General features: G+C 68.5%; 15 protein-coding genes. 7 read left to right on the top strand and 8 right to left on the bottom strand.

Going from position 1 to position 17,367, the window contains the following annotated elements:
- Window positions 1-116: 116 nt before the first annotated feature.
- Window positions 117-1,604 (top strand): MFS transporter, encoded by a 1,488-nt coding sequence (locus ACIA58_RS25450; RefSeq protein WP_396406256.1) that lies wholly within the window; start codon window positions 117-119, stop codon window positions 1,602-1,604.
- Here the strand turns inward: ACIA58_RS25450 and ACIA58_RS25445 are convergent.
- Complete coding sequence (locus tag ACIA58_RS25445) at window positions 1,597-2,421, bottom strand: aminoglycoside phosphotransferase (RefSeq protein ID WP_396406255.1); 825 nt, start codon at window positions 2,419-2,421, stop codon at window positions 1,597-1,599. The genes ACIA58_RS25450 and ACIA58_RS25445 overlap by 8 nt on opposite strands.
- A 94-nt stretch (window positions 2,422-2,515) precedes the next feature.
- On the opposite strand from ACIA58_RS25445, the gene ACIA58_RS25440 reads away from it, so the two are divergent.
- Together ACIA58_RS25440 and ppk2 are read left to right on the top strand one after the other, a co-directional pair.
- Window positions 2,516-3,142: an SAM-dependent methyltransferase gene (locus tag ACIA58_RS25440; RefSeq protein WP_396406254.1), complete on the top strand. Its 627-nt coding sequence runs from the start codon at window positions 2,516-2,518 to the stop codon at window positions 3,140-3,142.
- A gap of 43 nt (window positions 3,143-3,185) precedes the next feature.
- On the top strand, window positions 3,186-4,094 hold the full coding sequence (gene ppk2, locus ACIA58_RS25435) for a polyphosphate kinase 2 (protein ID WP_396406253.1): 909 nt from the start codon (window positions 3,186-3,188) through the stop codon (window positions 4,092-4,094).
- A gap of 9 nt (window positions 4,095-4,103) precedes the next feature.
- On the opposite strand, the gene ACIA58_RS25430 is transcribed toward ppk2, so the two are convergent.
- The 4 genes from ACIA58_RS25430 to ACIA58_RS25415 form a co-directional block, all read right to left on the bottom strand.
- Window positions 4,104-5,600: a sensor histidine kinase gene (locus tag ACIA58_RS25430; RefSeq protein ID WP_396406252.1), complete on the bottom strand. Its 1,497-nt coding sequence runs from the start codon at window positions 5,598-5,600 to the stop codon at window positions 4,104-4,106.
- A complete protein-coding gene (locus tag ACIA58_RS25425; protein WP_396406251.1) occupies window positions 5,600-6,301 on the bottom strand; it encodes a response regulator transcription factor in 702 nt (233 codons plus the stop codon). The genes ACIA58_RS25430 and ACIA58_RS25425 overlap by 1 nt, the downstream gene beginning before the upstream one ends.
- A 75-nt stretch (window positions 6,302-6,376) precedes the next feature.
- A complete protein-coding gene (locus ACIA58_RS25420) occupies window positions 6,377-6,904 on the bottom strand; it encodes a hypothetical protein (RefSeq protein WP_396406250.1) in 528 nt (175 codons plus the stop codon).
- A gap of 112 nt (window positions 6,905-7,016) precedes the next feature.
- Window positions 7,017-7,502, bottom strand: a complete 486-nt coding sequence (locus ACIA58_RS25415) for a DUF456 domain-containing protein (RefSeq protein ID WP_396406249.1) — start codon at window positions 7,500-7,502, stop codon at window positions 7,017-7,019.
- 160 nt (window positions 7,503-7,662) lie between these two features.
- Here ACIA58_RS25415 and ACIA58_RS25410 point away from each other — a divergent pair, with 160 nt between their 5' ends.
- Entirely contained in the window at window positions 7,663-9,675 is a 2,013-nt protein-coding gene (locus tag ACIA58_RS25410; protein WP_396406248.1) for a glycogen debranching N-terminal domain-containing protein, read from the top strand.
- Here ACIA58_RS25410 and ACIA58_RS25405 read toward each other — a convergent pair.
- Entirely contained in the window at window positions 9,633-10,256 is a 624-nt protein-coding gene (locus tag ACIA58_RS25405; protein WP_396406247.1) for a LysE family translocator, read from the bottom strand. The genes ACIA58_RS25410 and ACIA58_RS25405 overlap by 43 nt on opposite strands.
- An 83-nt stretch (window positions 10,257-10,339) precedes the next feature.
- On the opposite strand from ACIA58_RS25405, the gene ACIA58_RS25400 reads away from it, so the two are divergent.
- Window positions 10,340-11,815 (top strand): PLP-dependent aminotransferase family protein, encoded by a 1,476-nt coding sequence (locus tag ACIA58_RS25400; RefSeq protein ID WP_396406246.1) that lies wholly within the window; start codon window positions 10,340-10,342, stop codon window positions 11,813-11,815.
- 93 nt (window positions 11,816-11,908) lie between these two features.
- Here ACIA58_RS25400 and ACIA58_RS25395 read toward each other — a convergent pair whose 3' ends face one another.
- Window positions 11,909-12,139, bottom strand: a complete 231-nt coding sequence (locus tag ACIA58_RS25395; RefSeq protein WP_396406245.1) for a hypothetical protein — start codon at window positions 12,137-12,139, stop codon at window positions 11,909-11,911.
- Window positions 12,140-12,541: 402 nt separating this feature from the next.
- Here ACIA58_RS25395 and ACIA58_RS25390 point away from each other — a divergent pair, with 402 nt between their 5' ends.
- Both ACIA58_RS25390 and ACIA58_RS25385 read left to right on the top strand, forming a co-directional pair.
- Entirely contained in the window at window positions 12,542-14,626 is a 2,085-nt protein-coding gene (locus tag ACIA58_RS25390) for a type IIA DNA topoisomerase subunit B (RefSeq protein ID WP_396406244.1), read from the top strand.
- On the top strand, window positions 14,626-15,255 hold the full coding sequence (locus ACIA58_RS25385; RefSeq protein WP_396406243.1) for an HAD family hydrolase: 630 nt from the start codon (window positions 14,626-14,628) through the stop codon (window positions 15,253-15,255). The genes ACIA58_RS25390 and ACIA58_RS25385 overlap by 1 nt, the downstream gene beginning before the upstream one ends.
- Here the strand turns inward: ACIA58_RS25385 and ACIA58_RS25380 are convergent.
- Window positions 15,248-17,347, bottom strand: coding sequence for a Xaa-Pro dipeptidyl-peptidase (locus ACIA58_RS25380; RefSeq protein ID WP_396406242.1), 2,100 nt, complete (start codon window positions 17,345-17,347; stop codon window positions 15,248-15,250). The genes ACIA58_RS25385 and ACIA58_RS25380 overlap by 8 nt on opposite strands.
- Window positions 17,348-17,367: the final 20 nt, after the last annotated feature.

Here is a 17,367-nt window from a genome sequence, read left to right as displayed (position 1 = left end):
CCATCGTAGCGCATCACTTGAACGATGTGCAGCGGACTTGACCGATGTTCAATAAAACTGCACACTGTTCAAGCAAGGTGAACAGCGTTCAATAAAATGACTCGAGGAGGTGCGTGATGACCGATCGTCATCCGCGTCGATGGCTGATCCTGATCGTGCTCTGTCTGAGCACTCTGGTCCTGGTGCTGGACAACGGCGTGCTCATGGTGGCGATCCCGGCGCTGACCGAAGACCTGGGAGCGTCGGCCCAGGAGATCCAGTGGATCGTCGCCAGCTACATCCTGGTCTTCGCCGGCCTCCTGCTGACTGCGGGCAGCCTGTCCGACCGGTACGGACGCAAGCGGGTGATGATCGCCGGACTCGCGATCTTCGGCGCCGCGTCACTGGTCGCGACATACGCCGGCAGCGCCGAGGTACTGATTGCCGGGCGGGTGCTGATGGGTATCGGCGGGGCCGTGGTGATGCCGAGCACGCTGTCGATCCTGATCACGGTGTTCGACGACGAGGAGCGCCGCAAGGCGATGTCGATCTGGAGTTCGGTCCTGATGGTGGGGCTGATCGGCGGTCCGGTGATGGGTGGCGCGCTGATCTCGAAGTTCTGGTGGGGTTCGGTGTTCCTGGTCAACGTGCCTGTCGTCGCGCTGGCGATCGTGGCGGCGCTCGTCTGGATGCCGGAGTCCAAGGGGCCCTGGCGCAAGCCGGATCCGCTAGGCGCTTTGCTGTCGATCGTCGGGCTGACCTCGCTGGTGTGGGTGATCATCGAGTTGCCGGACCGTGGCGTGACCTGGCCGGCCCTCGTGGTCGCGGTCGCCGGGCTGTCCGCCTTCATCGCGTGGGAGCTGCACACGCCGGTGCCGATGGTTCCGCTCGCACTGTTCCGGGACCGGAACTTCAGTGGCGGAAGCCTGTCGCTGGTACTCGTGCAGATCGGGAACGGCGGTTTGATCCTCGCGTTGACGCAGTACCTGCAGTTCGTGCTCGGGTACTCGCCCACGCACGCAGGTCTGGCGATGGCGCCGATGGCGGTCGCGGTGATCGTCGTGAACGGTGTCGGCGCGACGCTCGGCCAGAAGATCGGCAACCGGCCGATGACCGTGATCGGGCTGGTGGTGCTGGCCGGCGGCTTCGGGGTTCTGTCCACGTTGTCGGCGACCGACGGGTTCGGCATGGTGGCGCTCGCGCTGCTTGTCATCGGCGCGGGTGGGGGACTGGCCCAGCCCGCGGCGACCACGGCTCTGATGGGTGCGGTGCCGCAGGAGCACGCGGGTGTCGGGTCGGCGCTGAACGACGCCGTACAGCAGGCCGGTGCCGCGCTCGGGATCGCGATCCTGGGCAGTGCGCTGGCGAGTGGGTTCACCTCGGCGATGCCGGGCTCGGCGCCGGCGGCTGCCCGGCGTTCGATCGGCGAGGCGCTGGCAGTCGCGGGCAGCAACGGAGACACAGCGCTCGCCCAGGTCGCCAAGGCGTCGTTCGCGCACGCGATGTCGGGCACGTTCGTCGCGAGTGGGATCGCGGTCCTGGGATCCGCGATCCTGGCCTTCGTCCTGCTGCGTGACAAGAAGACCGCGGACAAGCCTGCCGAAGAGGTCGTCGCGGTCAGCTGAGCAGGGCAGTGGTGATGGGGTCGGCGTACTCCTCGAGCCAGGTCTGGCGATGCCGGATCGTGTCGCCGACCCCTTCGCTCCACATCCGCTGCCAGCCGCCGCCGAGAGTCTCCGCGCGGTGCTTCATGGTGTGCCAGGCGCGCCCGTCCCGGGCGATCGCGAGCTTCATCAGTCGCCGGCGGTCCGGTTCGGACAGGCCGTAGGCATCGGCGAGCAGGCGACAGCGCCGCAGCCGGTCGAGACCGCGCAGTTCGGGGTCGAGGTCGGCGTCGGGGCCGAACGGTGCCCACCACAGCATCAGGTTGACGACCTCACCGGCCCGACTCACCGGCCGGACCAGGTCGAAGTCGATCAACGCGTAGGCGCGCCCCTCGCGGAACACCACGTTCTCCGGCGTCACATCCTGATGCCCGAGCAGCTCGGCCGGGTCGTCGAGGGGCGCCAGTCCCGGCGGTTCGATCGGCGCCGGTACGTTCTGCGGGATCCCGAGTCCTTCGATCGCATCGTGGTACCTACGCAGCAGCCGCGCGACCGACACCGCTCGCTCCTCGTCGGCGATCCACGCCGGCCGGGGGCGCCCGGCGACCTCGCCGTCGATGTACGTGAGCGCCTGCCGCCCGGCCGAGTCGACGCCGAGGAACCGCGGGGCGCCCTCGAAACCGACCTTCTCCAGATAGGTCAGGACGTCCCGGACGAGCTCGTCGCGCTCGCCCGGCGGTCGCCGTACCGTGTCACCGACGCGAACCAGCCCCTCGGTGACGTCACCCCCGAGCAGCGGAATCTCTTCGCCGTCCTCGATCACTGCCGTCCCCTCCATTGTGAAAGCGCACGAAGTACCCGATCAAACACCTGATTTGCCGACGTGGCAAAGAAGTTTGCTCGCCGACGGGTGGGCGACGCAGCATCGGCACATGACGACTGAACAACTCTCCGAGGACTACTGGAATTCCTTCTACGCAGAGCACGACCAGATCTGGAGCGGACGGCCGAACGTGGCGCTGGTCGACGAGGTGGCCGACCTGCCGCCGGGCCGGGCGCTCGACCTCGGCTGCGGCGAAGGCGCGGATGCGATCTGGCTCGCGCAACAGGGCTGGACGGTGACGGCAGTCGACATCTCGTCGGTCGCGCTCGGTCGAGCGGCGCAGCATGCGAAGGACGCCGGGGTCGCGGACCGGATCGACTGGCAGCAGCATGAGCTCGGGCAGACGTTCCCGGACGGTGAGTTCGATCTCGTCTCGGTCCAGTTCCTGCACTCCAAGACGGAGCTGCCGCGGGACGGCATCCTGCGCAGTGCGGCCGATCTTGTCGCGCCGAACGGAGTACTGCTGATCGAGGGACACATGGGGTTCCCGCCGGGGGAGCACAATCCGCACCCCGACATCCACTTTCCCGGCCCTGACGAGGTGATCGAGAGCCTCGCCCTGGCCGACGGCGAGTGGGAGACGCTGGTCAGTCGGGTCCACGACCGTGCGCAGGTGATGCGCGACGGCGAGCACATCAACCGCCGCGACTGCACGGTCAAGCTGCGCCGCCGTTGAGACTGTTCACCTTCACGTCACCATCGGGGCTGACTCTGAGCTCATGAACACGCCCGATCTGGTGCATGAGCTCGGCTTCCGCGTGCTGGACGAGGAGGACGACGACCCGGTGCTGCTGCGGGCCGACGGTACGCCGGTGGACACCTGGCGCGAGGGTTATCCGTACGGCGAACGCCTGCCGCGGGACGTCTACGACCGGGACAAGCGGCTGCTCCAGATCGAGCTGCTCAAACTGCAGTACTGGGTGAAGCGGTCGAAGCAGCGGCTGGTGATCGTGTTCGAGGGGCGCGACGCGGCCGGCAAGGGCGGCACGATCAAGCGGTTCATGGAGCACCTGAATCCACGCGGCGCGAGCATCGTCGCACTGGAGAAGCCGACCGACCGCGAGCAGACCCAGTGGTACTTCCAGCGGTACGTCGCGCACCTGCCGGCGGCCGGTGAGATGACGATGTTCGACCGCTCCTGGTACAACCGCGCCTGCGTCGAGCACGTGATGGGGTACTGCTCGCAGGACCAGTACGAGGAGTTCATGCGCCAGGCGCCGGAGTTCGAGCGGATGCTGGTCCGGTCCGGCATCCTGCTCGTCAAACTCTGGTTCTCCGTGTCGCAGGCGGAGCAGCAGACGCGCTTCACAATCCGCCAGATCGACCCGGTCCGCCAGTGGAAACTCTCTCCGACCGACCTCGCCTCCCTCGACAAGTGGGCGGCGTACACGGAGGCCAAGGAGGCGATGTTCCACTACACCGACACCGAACACGCCCCCTGGACAGTCGTCAAGAGCAACGACAAGAAGCGCGCCCGCCTCGAAGCCATGCGCCACGTCCTCAGCCTCTACAACTACACCGACAAAGACGAAGACCTCGTAGGCACCCCCGACTCCAAAATCCTGGGCCCCGCCGCCCAGGTCCTGGAGCACGGCGAAACCGCCAACCGCACCTTCCCCAAGCTGTAGACGCCGGGGCTACTTGGTGAGGGGTAGGTAGATGGTGAAGGTGGCGCCGTGGGGTTTGGTGTCGGTGGTGGTGACGCGGCCGTTGTGCGCTGCTACGAGGGCGGCGACGATCGACAGGCCGAGGCCGGAGCCGCCGGTCGTGCGGGTGCGGGCGGTGTCAGCCCGGTAGAAGCGTTCGAAGACGCGGGCCTTCTGTTCGTCCGACAGGCCGGACCCGGTGTCGCTGACCTCGAGGACAGCCTCGGTGCCGCGGGTGCCGACGGAGATCGTGATCGGTGCGTCGACGGGTGTGTAGTTGAGGGCGTTGCTGACCAGATTGCCCAGCACCTGCCGCAGTCGCGCCTCGTCGCCCTCGACAACCGGTGCCTCCGAGTCGGGCAGGATCGTGAGGGAGAGATTCCGATCGGGCTGGACGGCGGCGGCGTTGTGCAAGGTGTCGGCGGCGATGGGGAGTAGGTCGACAGACTCCATCCGGAGCGGGCGCTGCTGATCGAGCCGCGCCAGCAGCAGGAGGTCGTCGACAAGCAGGCCCATCCGTTTCGCCTCGTCCTCGATGCGGCGCATGGTGTCGGAGTCTGATGTGTCACCCCGCTGCCGCGACAACTCCGCGAACCCGCGGATCGACGTCAGCGGCGTACGCAGCTCGTGCGAGGCGTCCGCCACGAACCGTCGCATCCGGTCCTCCGACTGGCGCGCGGCCTCCTCCGACCGCCGGGCCGTGTCCTCGGACCGCCGGGCGGCGAACTCCGAAGCGGTCCGCTGCGCGAACGCGGTCTCGATCTGCCCGAGCATCTGGTTCAGCGCGAGCGACAACCGCCCGACCTCGGTCCGCGGATCGCGCTGTGGCACCCGTCGGCTCAGATCCCCGCCGGCGATCGCCACCGCGGTGTGCTCCACGTCCTCGAGGCCACGCAGACTTCGCCGTACGACGTACGTCCCGACGCCGGCCAGCAGCACCAGCAGGATGACGCCGGCAGCGACCTGGATCCCGACCAGCCGCTGGATCGTATGGTCCATCTCCTTGAGGCTCTGCGCGACCATGACCGACCCCTGCTCGTCGTCCGTCGGCACTGCCAGCACCCGCCAAGTGGCGCCGCCGGACTGCGCGTCGACGTTGAACGACTTCCCGTTGAGCGCGCGGACCTGGTTCAGGTTGAGCGTCGGCAACTTCGGCAGCGGCTCGGTCTCGTCCGGCCGCGCGTTGACCGGCCCGTTGTCGCTGTCACCCTCGGAGTTGCTGAACTGGACCACGAACTGGCTCGGCAACTGCCGCCGCGCCGGACCGGCCCCTGGCGGCAGCGGACGGCGGTCCGATGGCGCGTGTGACAGCGACACCGCGGTCTGCTGCAGCTGCTCGTCGACGCGGTCGATGAGGTAGCCGCGCATGATCGTCGTCGCCAGTACGCCGGACGCGCCGAGCGCGACGACCACCAGCGCCAGCAGCACCACGACGATGGTGACCCGCAACGGGTACCGATCGGCGAACCGTCGGTGGGTCTGTTGCATCAGTTGGGGCCTCGCGGGGTGCGCAGGACGTAGCCGACCCCGCGGACGGTGTGGAGCAGCTTCTGGTCGCCGGTGTCGACCTTGCGGCGCAAGTACGACATGTACGACTCGACCACGCCCGCGTCACCGGCGAAGTCATAGTTCCACACGGCGGACAGGATCTGGCCCTTCGACATGACCCGCTCCGCGTTCTCCAGCAGGCACCGCAGCAGCTTGAACTCGGTCAGCGACAGCTGGACGGCCTGACCGCTCTTGAACACCTCGTAGCTGTCCTCGTTCAGCTCCAGGTCCGCGTAGCGCAGTACGGCGGCCTCGGTCGTGGTCTGCTCGCGGTGACCCGACCGGCGGAGCAGTGCGCGCACACGGGCGACCAGCTCGTCGAGGCTGAACGGCTTGGTGACGTAGTCGTCGCCGCCGGTCTGCAACCCGAGCACCTTGTCCTCCACGGCGTCACGGGCGGTGAGGAACAGCACCGGCACCTGCCGGTCCTCACCGCGCAGCCGGCGGACCACCTCGAACCCGTCCAGGCCAGGCATCATCACGTCGAGCACGACCAGGTCGGGCTCCACGTCACGCGCCTTGCGCAGCGCCTCGGCGCCATGGGTCGCCGTGGTCACGTCGTACCCGGCGAAACGCAGACTCGCGGACAGCAGCTCGACAATGTTCGGCTCGTCGTCGACCACCAGCAGATGCGGACTCATGCTGACAGTCTGCCGTGAGTTCCCATGTGAACCCTGGAAGCTTCCTGGCAATCAGCTGTCAGTCCAGCTGATCACTCAGCGTGGCCCATGCTTGAACCCCCACTTCTGACCGGCCGCGTCGCGGGCCGAGCCGTCGTTGATCATCGTCGCGGTCGCGGTGTTGTCCGCCACCACCGCACTCACGTTCACGGTGCTGCCGGTCTTGATCGACCCGATGCCGTCCCGGGCCGAGTTCACCAGCGTCGCGGCGTCGACCTTGTACGTGCGGCTGTACCCGTCGTCGCTCTTGACCGTGATCGAGTCCTTGCTGACCGCGGTCACCGACCCACGCTGCGTCGCGACGGTCTGGTACCCGCCACCTTCCTTCTGTACGACGAACTCGCCGTGCAGCGCTCCGCCGAGCCCGAACTCGCCCCGCGGCCCGAAGCCGCCCTTACCAGGCCGGTCGGGCTTCTGCTGCTGCCCGGGCGTGGACGGCGACGCCGAGGGCGACGGTGTCGGATCCGCGTTGGTCGCCGCCCAGGCGACACCGCCGGCGGTAGTCGTCACGGCAACCGCGGCGACGGTGCCGATGAGCCGCCATCGCTTCTGCGAAAGCTTCATCCTGCTGCGCCTTCCGTACTGCGTGCCGGGCCGTCACCTGGCACTGGGTCTTTCCACGCTGCACCACGGAACTGAGACGAAGCTCCGGTGCACCTAAGAATCAGCTGGCAGTTCAGACAACGAAGAGAACAGCGGTCAGCCAGAGCGCGGCGGCCAGCGACGTACCGATGAGCTCGATGAGCATCGAGACGCCGGTTTCCTTGAGGGCGTGCTTGGTGGAGGTCCACGCGGCGGCGTGAGTGCGCAGGCGCTGCACCTCGGAGATGTAGACGCCGACCGGGAAGCCGATGAACATGCCGACCACCGGGATCACGAAGAATCCGACGATGCCGAGCAACACGCCGACGATCATCGAACGGCGCGGTATGCCCGCCTCGCGGAGCCGTCGCTCCGGTACGACGTACTTGACCACCTGACTGGCACCGATCAGGACCGCGGTGATCGCGAACACGACCCACCCGGTCGCGCTGTGATCGACGATCGCCCAGACCAGGATCGCCGCCAGGCTCAGGATCGCCCCGGGCAGGATCGGCACCACAATGCCCACGATCCCGACAAAGATCGCGATCCCGACCAGAACGGTCACACCAGTCTCCACACCCACACTGTGCCCCAAACCAGGCCCTCTAGGGTGGAGACATGTCCGTATTGATGCCACGCCTCCGGCGCGGCGGGTCATGGGGCTGTGACTCCCGGCCTTCCCTCGTCGCCCTGGTCGCTTCGCTCCCTCCGCTCCTCAGCCCAGGCCGGGAGGCCCCATGACCGGGCTGCACGAACTTGTCACCGCGCTCGCTGCCCCGTGGGTGGTTCTCTCGCCCCGGTCCGGTCAGGTCTCCGGCTCCGGCGCCGAGGGGGTGTACGCGCGGGACCGGCGGATCCTTTCGCGGCTGAGTGTCACCGTCGACGGCCGGGAACCGATTCCGGTCCACGTCGACGAGAAGGGCGCGGCCACCCATCAGTACGTCGCGATGGTCGAGGGACTCGGCGACACCAGGCATGACCCGACCGTCATGCTCTACCGCACCCGTACGGTCGACGACGACGGCCTGACCGAGCGGATCACGCTGGTGAACCGCTCCCGCTCGGCGATCGAGGGCCGGCTGGATGTTGCCCTCGGCACCGATCTGGCCGGCACGGCCGCCGTCCGCAGCGGCGCGGCCAAGGGCCTGCCGCAGCTCACGCCGCTCCCGGACGGCCCGGGTCGCACCCGCTGGGAGAGCGACGACACGCGCGTCGTCGTGACAGCCGACCCCGGTGTCTCGGCAACGCCACGGCTGGAGCCGGGGGAGGAGTTCACGATCACCCTGCGCGTCACCGCCGACTTCCCGAAGTCCACGACCGGATTCTCGATCGAGCCGCCGGCCGAGCGCACACCGTACGACGTCACCGTCCGCTGCGATGACAAGCGCGTCGATCGTTGGCTCGACAGCTCGCTGCAGGACATCGGCGCGCTCCAGCTGGCAGCCGGCAACGACCGGTATCTCGGCGCCGGCCCGCCCTGGTACCTGACGCTCTTCGGCCGCGACTCGCTCATCTCCTCCGGCATGCTGATCCCGGTCGACCCGGGCCTCGCCGCGGGAACGCTCCGCGCGCTGGCCGCCTGGCAGGGCACCAAGGTCGACGCCGACTCGGCCGAGCAACCAGGCAAGATCCCGCACGAACTGCGCGCCGAAGTCGCCGACCACGGCGGCGGCCTGGTCCTCCCCGCGGCGTACTACGGCACGCACGACGCGACCCAGCTGTGGATCATGACGCTGCACAAGGCCTGGCGCTGGGGCATGCCGGCCGACGAGGTCCGCGACCTGCTGCCGAACCTGCAGCGCGCCCTGACCTGGATGAAGGAGTCTGCCGACCCGGACGGCGACGGCTTCCTCGAGTACGTCGACGAGTCCGGTCACGGCCTGGCCAATCAGGGCTGGAAAGACTCCGCCGACGCAGTGCAGTGGCCCGACGGCACCCTCGCGACCGCACCGATCGCGTTGTGCGAAGTACAGGGCTACGCGTACGCCGCCGCCGTCAAGGGCGCCGAACTGCTCGAGGCCCACGGCGAGTCGGGAGACGAATGGCGGGAATGGGCCGTCGCGCTGCAGGAACGCTTCCGCAACACCTTCTGGGTCGACGGCTATCCGGCGATCGCACTCGACGGTGCGAAGAACCCGGTGGCCGGCCGCGCCTCCAACATGGGCCATCTACTCGGCACCGGCCTGCTCGACGCGGACGAGGAGCAGTTGGTCGCCGACGTCCTCGCCGGCGCCGACCTGAACAGCGGCTTCGGACTGCGAACGTTGTCCACGGCAATGACCCGCTTCAACCCGCTCGGCTACCACACCGGCAGTGTCTGGCCGCACGACACCGCGATGACGGTCCAGGGCCTGTTCGCGACCGGGCAGTCCGACGTGGCGTCGTCGTACGTCGAGGGCCTGATCCGTGCCGCGGAAGCGTTCGGCTACCGGCTCCCCGAGCTGTACGGCGGCCGCGGGGCGAGCGAGGAGAACACGCCGACGCCGTACCCGCTGTCGTGTCGCCCCCAGGCGTGGGCAGCTGCTTCCGCGGTCGCCGTAGTCGTGGCCGCCCTCGGCATCGAGCCGGACGTCCCCGGCGGCACCCTCGTCATCAATCCCGCGGAGTCGATGCCCTGGCACGCGCTCGAGGTGCGAGGTCTGCGGGTCGGCGGCGAGACGCTGTCCGTGCGCCTCGACGGCTCGGAGCTGACCGTGCTGGAAGCGCCTCAGAAGGCTGTGATCAGCGCGAACGCCGACAGCCCGAGGTAGATCGTCGCGACGACGAGGTTCCGCCCACGACCCGTCGTACAGACCGCTCGGAACCGTCTGCCGATCGCATCGGCGCCGACGGCGTACGAGAGGTCGAGGACCAGGCCGATCAGCATCGCGCCGACTCCGAGCAGCAGCATCTCGGTGCGGAGCTGATCCGGCGCGGCGCCGCGGGTGGTGAACTGCGGGAGGAACGCGAGGAAGAACAGGGCGGCCTTCGGGTTCAGCAGGTTGACCACGACGCCGTCGCGGAACACCCGCCCGAGCGGTGCGGGCGCGATGCCGTCGAGTGCGGCCGCTGACGCCCGCAGCGTCTTGATGCCGAGGTAGGCGAGATACAGCGCGCCGGTGACGGTGATCGCGGTGAACAGCGTGGGGGAGGCCTTGACCAGCGCGGCCAGGCCGAGCGCGGTGACGACGATGTAGACGAGCGTCCCGGTCTCGACGGCGAGCGCGGACACCACGCCGGCACGACGTCCCTGGGTGAGGCTGCGGAGCGAGATGTAGAGGTTGTTCGGACCCGGCATCCCGACCAGCACCACTGTCGCGCCGGTGAACCCCAGCACCTGACCGATCCCCATGACACTCCTTCTCTAACTGGACTGCTTGCCAGGACTAGCCTGGCGACGGAAGAAGCAGTCCACCCGAGCCAATAAGAGGAGAAGTGGACCGTTCTGGAGACCCCGCTGCCCTGGCCGATCTGATCGGCCACCGGCTGAGCGGTCGCGCCAGCGGGCTGTACCGGCGCCTGGCCGACGAGATCGCCGCGCTGATCGGATCCGCCGAGCTCCCCGTCGGCGCCCGCCTCCCGGCCGAGCGCCGCCTGGCCGACTCTTTGGCAATCAGTCGCTCGACGGTGGTCGCGGCGTACGACGAACTCCGCGCCCGCGGCCTCGTCGAGAGCCGGCGTGGCAGCGGTACGACGGTCGCACGCGCCGCGGGACGTGGACGTTCACGAGCGGACAAGCGGATGCCGACCGGGTACGGCGAGTCGCTCTTCCACCGGATCACGGTCGGCCCCGGCGAAGTCATTTCCCTGACGTACGCCGTCGATCCCGGACTGCCCGAACTGTCGTCCGAGCTCATCGACCTGGCGTCCGCCGACCTGCCCGCACTTCTCGGCGACGTCGGTTACCACCCGCGCGGGCTCCCGGTACTGCGCGAGCGCATCGCCGACCACTTCACCGACACCGGACTGCCGACGTCGCCGGACGAGATCGTGGTGACGACCGGCGCGCATCAAGCGATCGCCCTGGTGACGCAGATGTACCTGCGCAACGGCGCGGCGGTCGCGATCGAGCAGCCCAGCTGGCCGGGATGCTTCGACCTGTTCGGAGCGGCCGGCGGGCGAGTGGTCGGCGTACCGCTCGATGACGACGGGATCCGGCCGGATCTGCTCGACGAGGTGCTCGCCGAGCATCAGCCGGCGATGTTGTTCGTGATGCCGACGTTCCACAATCCGACCGGCCGGCTGATGTCGGCGAACCGGCGTCGGCAGGTCGCCGAGCTGGCCGCGCGACGCGGGGTCGTCGTGGTCGAGGACAACGCCTACTCGGCGTGGGACCCGTCCGGGCCGGCGATCCCTCCGCCGCTGGCGGCGTACGCGCCGGGGGACGGAGAGGTGCTGACGATCGGCTCGGTGCCCAAGGCCGTGTGGGGCGGGTTGAGGATCGGCTGGATCCGCGCCTCCCGGCCGCTGGCCGAGCGGCTGGCCCGGCACAAGGCGCTGGCCGACCTCGGCAGCCCGTTGATCGATCAGGCACTCACAGCGCGGTTGCTGCCGCGACTCGCGGAGCTGACGGCAACCCGGGCGCGGCTGGCGACGGCGCGGAAGAAGCTGATGGGGGAGTTGCTGACCGAGCGACTACCCGAATGGGAGTGGGCCGTGCCGGTCGGCGGGTCCGCGCTGTGGATCAGGCTGCCCGGCACCGATGCCCGCGTGTTCGCTCAGGTGGCGTTGCGGCACGGTGTCGAGGTCGTGGCCGGTCACGCGATGGATCCGTCCGGCTCGCACGACGACTACTTGCGGGTGCCGTTCGCCTACTCGGAACAAGTGCTTGATGATGCGGCGGCCCGGTTGGCGCGGGCCTGGCAGGAACTGCGCCGGCACGGCCCGGGCCCCGGAGTACCTGTCGTGTAACGGAAGGATGGCGGCCACCCTTCCGGGTGAGCCGCCATCGAAGCCTGTATGACTTTGGCGCCGCCGTTGGCGCGTTTGGAACAGCCTTGGGGTCTACCGCTCTTCTTCCGCGGCGACCGTCGGGGTGGCTTGGAGCCGGCCGGTCTCGTCGTGGATCGTGATCGCGATGTCGCGCAGCTTCTCCGAGTGCTCCCGACCGTGGTGGGCACAGAAAAGTAGCTCCCCACCGCTGGTCAGAGTGACTCGGACGTAGGCCTGCGCACCGCAGCGGTCACAACGATCCGCGGCCGACAGGGCCGAACTCGGGGCGAGTGCTGTAGTCATTGAGGCCTCATCTCATCTAGTTCCGTACTCACCAGATAGCAACATCCTGACACGCGGATCGCTTCCCGGTGGGGACAACGTGTCCGTATGTGAGACGAACCACCTGTCCCCGTATGACGCTTGCTGACGCGGAATCGTTTCGTGGGTGGGGGATTTTCTGGTGAGCCACGCCGGCGGAGTGCTTCTTCTCTCACTGTGCGCCATGGAGCCGTCACCGTGTGCTCAGAATCGGAGTGTCGTACACCACTCCGAATCGAGTCCGGATCGATACCTGTCGCGGCATGTTTCTCAGGTACCCGCCGGGATGCGGTCACCGGACCCGCCTGCCGCGTTTTGGGGGTCCGGCCGCATAGGCTGTCGGTAGCAGTAGGTAGTAAGTGTGTGAACCAGTGAAGGAGCCCTGTGGCCGCCCCGACGCCTCGCAGTACCGAGATCGACCCGACGTACAACGCTCGCCATCTGCTCGTGCTCGAGGGCCTGGAGGCGGTCCGCAAGCGCCCCGGCATGTACATCGGGTCGACCGACAGCCGCGGCCTGATGCACTGCCTGTGGGAGATCATCGACAACGCGGTCGACGAGGCCCTGGCCGGTCACGGTGAGCGGATCGACGTCGTGCTCCACAAGGACGGCTCGGTCGAGGTGATCGACCGCGCCCGCGGCATCCCCGTGGACGTCGAGCCGAAGACCAAGCTGAGCGGTGTCGAGGTCGTCTTCACCAAGCTGCATGCCGGCGGCAAGTTCGGCGGCGGGTCGTACAACGCGTCCGGTGGCCTGCACGGTGTGGGCGCCTCGGTGGTGAACGCGCTGTCCGCTCGGCTCGACGTCGAGGTCGACCGTGGCGGCGTGGTCTGGACGACGTCGTTCCGGCGTGGCGTGTCCGGTGAGTTCGACGGCGACGGCGCGACCGCGTCCTTCACCGCGGCCAAGGGCCTGCGGAAGGCCGGCCGCGCGAAGAAGGGCGTCACCGGGACCCGGATCCGGTACTGGGCGGACCGGCAGATCTTCACCAAGGACGCGACCTTCAACTACGACGAGCTGGTGACGCGCGCCCGGCAGACGTCGTTCCTGGTGCCCGGACTGCTGCTGGTCGTCCGCGACGAGCGTGGCGACGAGGTCACCGAGGAGCACTTCAAGCACGACGGTGGGATCAGCGAGTTCTGCGAGTTCCTGGCCACCGACCAGAAGGTCACCGACGTGGTCCGGCTGGCCGGGACGGGTCACTTCACGGAGACCGTGCCGATGCTCGACGACGCCGGCGAGATGACGCCGACCGACGTCGAGCGCGATCTCGACGTCGACATCGCGGTCCGCTGGGGCGACGGGTACGAGACCGAGCTGCGCTCGTTCGTGAACATCGTGGCCACGCCGAAGGGCGGCACGCACGTCGCCGGCTTCGAGCGGGCACTGTCGAAGAGTTTCACAAGCGCACTTGATGGCACCCGGCTGCTGAAGAGCGGCGAGGAGGTCATCAAGGACGACGTGCTCGAAGGTCTCACAGCGGTCGTGACGGTTCGGCTCGCGGAGCCGCAGTTCGACGGCCAGACGAAGGAAGTCCTCGGCACGCCGGCGGCCTCCCGGATCGTGGCGAAGGTCGTGCAGTCGGAGCTCGAGTCGTTCCTGACCTCGACCAAGCGGGAGTACAAGGCGCAGGCGCGTGCCGTCCTGGAGAAGGTCGTCGCCGCGTCGCGGACCCGGGTCGCGGCCCGTCAGCACCGGGAGCTGCAGCGGCGCAAGACCGCGCTCGAGTCGTCGGCGCTGCCGGCGAAGCTGGCCGACTGCCGCAGCAACGACGTCGACCGGTCCGAGCTGTTCATCGTCGAGGGCGATTCGGCCCTCGGTACGGCGAAGCTCGCGCGGAGTTCCGAGTTCCAGGCGCTGCTGCCGATCCGGGGCAAGATCCTGAACGTGCAGAAGGCGTCGGTCGGCGACATGCTGAAGAACACCGAGTGCGCGTCGATCATCCAGGTGGTCGGCGCCGGCTCCGGCCGCACGTTCGACCTGGAGCAGGCGCGGTACGGGAAGATCATCTTCATGGCCGACGCCGACTCCGACGGCGCCCACATCCGCTGCCTGCTCGCGACGCTGTTCTTCCGGTACATGCGGCCGCTGGTGGAGGCGGGCCGGGTGTACACGGCCGTGCCGCCGCTGCACCGGTTCGAGCTGACGAACCCGAAGAAGGGCCAGGACAAGTACCTGTACACCTACAGCGACGCGGAGTACCAGCGGAAGACGGCCGAGCTGATGAAGAAGGGCGTCCGCTGGAAGGAGCCACCGCAGCGCTACAAGGGGCTCGGTGAGATGGACGCCGACCAGCTGGCCGAAACCACCATGGACCCGCGCCACCGCACGCTCCGCCGGATCACCGTCGACGACGCCGAGGACGCAGCCAAGGTCTTCGACCTCCTGATGGGCAACGACGTAGCCCCACGCAAGGAGTTCCTGGTCCAAGGCGCCTACGAACTGGACGAGAACCGCATCGACGTCTGATGCCGCGCCTCGCTTGTTTCGACCTCGACAACACGCTCATCGATCGCGACGGTGCGTTTCTCGCGTGGGCGCGATGGTGGGTGGAGCGCGCTGGGCTGGCGCCGGCGGCGCTTGAATGGTTACTGGCTCACGACAAGGGTGGGTTCATGCCGCGCGGTGAGCTGTTTGCTGCGTTCGAGAAGGAGTTCGGGGTCGCGATCTCGGTCGACGAGTACGACCGGGAGCATCCGTCGTTCACGTGGGTTGAGCCGGCAGTGTTGGATGGCTTGGCCTCGTTGCGTACGGCGGGGTGGCGGGTGGCCGTGGTCACCAATGGTGGCGTGGTCCAGCAGAGCCGGAAGCTGACGCACACCGGGATCGCCGACGCGGTGGACTACTGCTGCATCTCGGAGGCGGTCGGTGTGCGGAAGCCGGACGCGCGGATCTTCTCGATCGCGGCCGAGCATGCCGGCGCGTCCCTGGCCGGCGGGTGGATGGTGGGCGACCATCCGGCGTACGACATTGCCGGAGGCATCAACGCCGGCCTGAACACGATCCGCATCGGGAGTCACCATGCGGTGGACTCACCGGTCGCGGATCATCACTTCGATTCTGTGCTCGAGGCGTTCGCCGTCCTGTCTGTCAGTTGAGCGCGTCGGCCAGGGCCTTGCGGCCGCCGACCACCGGGATGTCGATCGAGCTGTGGGACAGGTCGAGGGTGAGCCGGGTGCCGGGAGCGGGCCGGATGGTGAAGTCGCGGTCGCTCGACACGATCATCAGCGCCAGCCGGTTTCCGGCGGGCACGACGACGTCCTTCGGCTGCAGGTCGACGTCCATCCGGTACATCTTTCCTGGCTTCACCGGCGCATCGAACCAGTCGGAGACGCGGTTCGCCGGGTCCATCCAGCCGCGGGTGAGGATCGTGCCGTTGCCGGTCGGCGGGTAGCTGACCAGCGCCGCGGTCACGTTCGCCTTCGACGCGCTGAAGGCGAGCTGCAGCGAGGCCGACGGCGTACCGCTGATGCGGACCGGCTTGGTGAGCGGTGGCGTCTGGTAGACCAGCCGCACTCCCGAGGACGGCGCGTTCGCCGACGTGATGGCGGCGATCGACGCATCATCGGTGAGCGTCTCCGGGGCCGTGCCCGGTCGGGTCGGAGTGAAGGTCAGGCCGCCGCGGGTCGGTGCGCCCGGCGTGAGGTGAAGCCCGGCCTGACCGGCGGCTGGGTCCGGCCACTCGGCGTACGGCGTCGGGTTGGCGTTGCCACACTGCAGGCTGACGGTGGCGCCACCGGCGACCTTCTGACCGTCGGCCGTCGCAACGGGTGAGGCCAGGACCAGATGAGTCGAGTCGGGGATCTTCGCGATCAGCCGCGTCGTACTGGTGATCGTCCCGTCGGCGTTGGTTTGCGGCACGGTCAACGAGAAGCCGATCCGGAACGGTCTCGTGTCGGCGACCGCGAGTGTCGCCGTGTTCGACTGGTCCCCGGACACCGTCGTCTGGCGTGGCGGACACGACGCGGCCTCGCGGACGACCCACGATCGTGGCAGCCGCTCGACTCCGTTCTGTACGCCGTACAGGTAGCGGGTGAACCAGTAGTTGATGAGCACGTCCGGCGGGGCGCCGCCGTGGCCGCCCTGGTGGAAGTAGAACATGTGCGGCACGTGCTGCTTCTTGAGCGCGGCGTAGAACTGGGCCGCGTTCTTCGCGATGACATTGAAGTCGTTGTTGCCATGGGCAAGCAAGGTCGCGGCGCGGACGTTGCGCACGTCCTTCATGTAGTCGCGTTCCTGCCAGAAGCTGCTGCGGTTCCCGGTGGCACGGTCGATGTGGCGCTCGATGTCGTCGATCACCGGCTGGCAGATGGTCCGCGCGCCGGTCTCGTCGAGCCGCGAGTAGACGACGTCGGCCAGCACGTCCAGGTCCTCGCCCTGGAAGGCGTTGTTGTTGCCCGACGGGTTCGACGACGAATGCGGCGCCCGTACCATGCCGTTCGCGCGGTAGTAGTCGTACCAGTCGGAGATCGCCGAGATCGGCACGATCGCCTTCAAGCCGGCCACGCCGGTCGTCGCGACGGCCTCAGGCAGAGTGCCGTTGTACGACGTACCGATCATGCCGACGTTCCCGGTCGTCCAGCCGGCGACGGCCCGAGTGGAGCCGTCCCTGGTCGTGTACGCGCGGGCTCGACCGTTGAGCCAGTCGATCACCGCCTTCGCGGCCAGCGTCTCGTTCGTGCCACCGGATGTGGGGCAGCCGTCCGAGTGGCCGGTGCCCGGCGACTCAGCGTGGACGACAGCGAACCCACGCGGGACCCAGGTCGACTCGTAGATGGTGCTGATCACCGGGCTGGTCTCGTGCGCCGTCCAGAACGGCGCACGCGGGCGCGTCGCCGGTGGGGAACCCAGCTCGTGGTCGACACCCCAGTTGCTGTACTCGTCCGCCGTACCCGCGTAGTACGGACTGTCCTCGAAGATGACCGGCACCTTCAGCCCCTGGGTCAGGACCTCCGAGGGCGCGGTGAAGTCGGCGTGGATCCGGTCGGGCACGCCGTCGCGGTCGCTGTCGAACGGCGCCTGCACCCAGACCTCACCGCTGTACCAATCGGCGGGGTTGGTCGAGAACACGGCCTGGGCGAGACCGTCGACGAAGGTCGGCGCCGCCGGTGCGGCGGCCACCTCCTGCGACGCCTGGGCCGGACCGGCCACTGCGGCTGCGACGAGTGCGGTCGCTGCTGCAGCGCTCACCAGAACTCGGATCCTCATGC

It is taken from the genome of Kribbella sp. NPDC051586 (genome assembly GCF_044453965.1).
Classification (GTDB): Bacteria; Actinomycetota; Actinomycetes; order Propionibacteriales; family Kribbellaceae; genus Kribbella.
This window is presented reverse-complemented; position numbering and strand designations above follow the sequence as displayed.

Excerpts from the sequence above, each read along its gene's own strand:
- ACIA58_RS25450 (WP_396406256.1), top strand. The coding sequence starts at position 117 with ATGACCGATCGTCATCCGCGTCGATGGCTGATCCTGATCGTGCTCTGT.
- ACIA58_RS25445 (WP_396406255.1), bottom strand. The coding sequence starts at position 2,421 with ATGGAGGGGACGGCAGTGATCGAGGACGGCGAAGAGATTCCGCTGCTC.
- ACIA58_RS25440 (WP_396406254.1), top strand. The coding sequence starts at position 2,516 with ATGACGACTGAACAACTCTCCGAGGACTACTGGAATTCCTTCTACGCA.
- ppk2 (WP_396406253.1), top strand. The coding sequence starts at position 3,186 with ATGAACACGCCCGATCTGGTGCATGAGCTCGGCTTCCGCGTGCTGGAC.
- ACIA58_RS25430 (WP_396406252.1), bottom strand. The coding sequence starts at position 5,600 with ATGCAACAGACCCACCGACGGTTCGCCGATCGGTACCCGTTGCGGGTC.
- ACIA58_RS25425 (WP_396406251.1), bottom strand. The coding sequence starts at position 6,301 with ATGAGTCCGCATCTGCTGGTGGTCGACGACGAGCCGAACATTGTCGAG.
- ACIA58_RS25420 (WP_396406250.1), bottom strand. The coding sequence starts at position 6,904 with ATGAAGCTTTCGCAGAAGCGATGGCGGCTCATCGGCACCGTCGCCGCG.
- ACIA58_RS25410 (WP_396406248.1), top strand. The coding sequence starts at position 7,663 with ATGACCGGGCTGCACGAACTTGTCACCGCGCTCGCTGCCCCGTGGGTG.
- ACIA58_RS25405 (WP_396406247.1), bottom strand. The coding sequence starts at position 10,256 with ATGGGGATCGGTCAGGTGCTGGGGTTCACCGGCGCGACAGTGGTGCTG.
- ACIA58_RS25395 (WP_396406245.1), bottom strand. The coding sequence starts at position 12,139 with ATGACTACAGCACTCGCCCCGAGTTCGGCCCTGTCGGCCGCGGATCGT.
- ACIA58_RS25385 (WP_396406243.1), top strand. The coding sequence starts at position 14,626 with ATGCCGCGCCTCGCTTGTTTCGACCTCGACAACACGCTCATCGATCGC.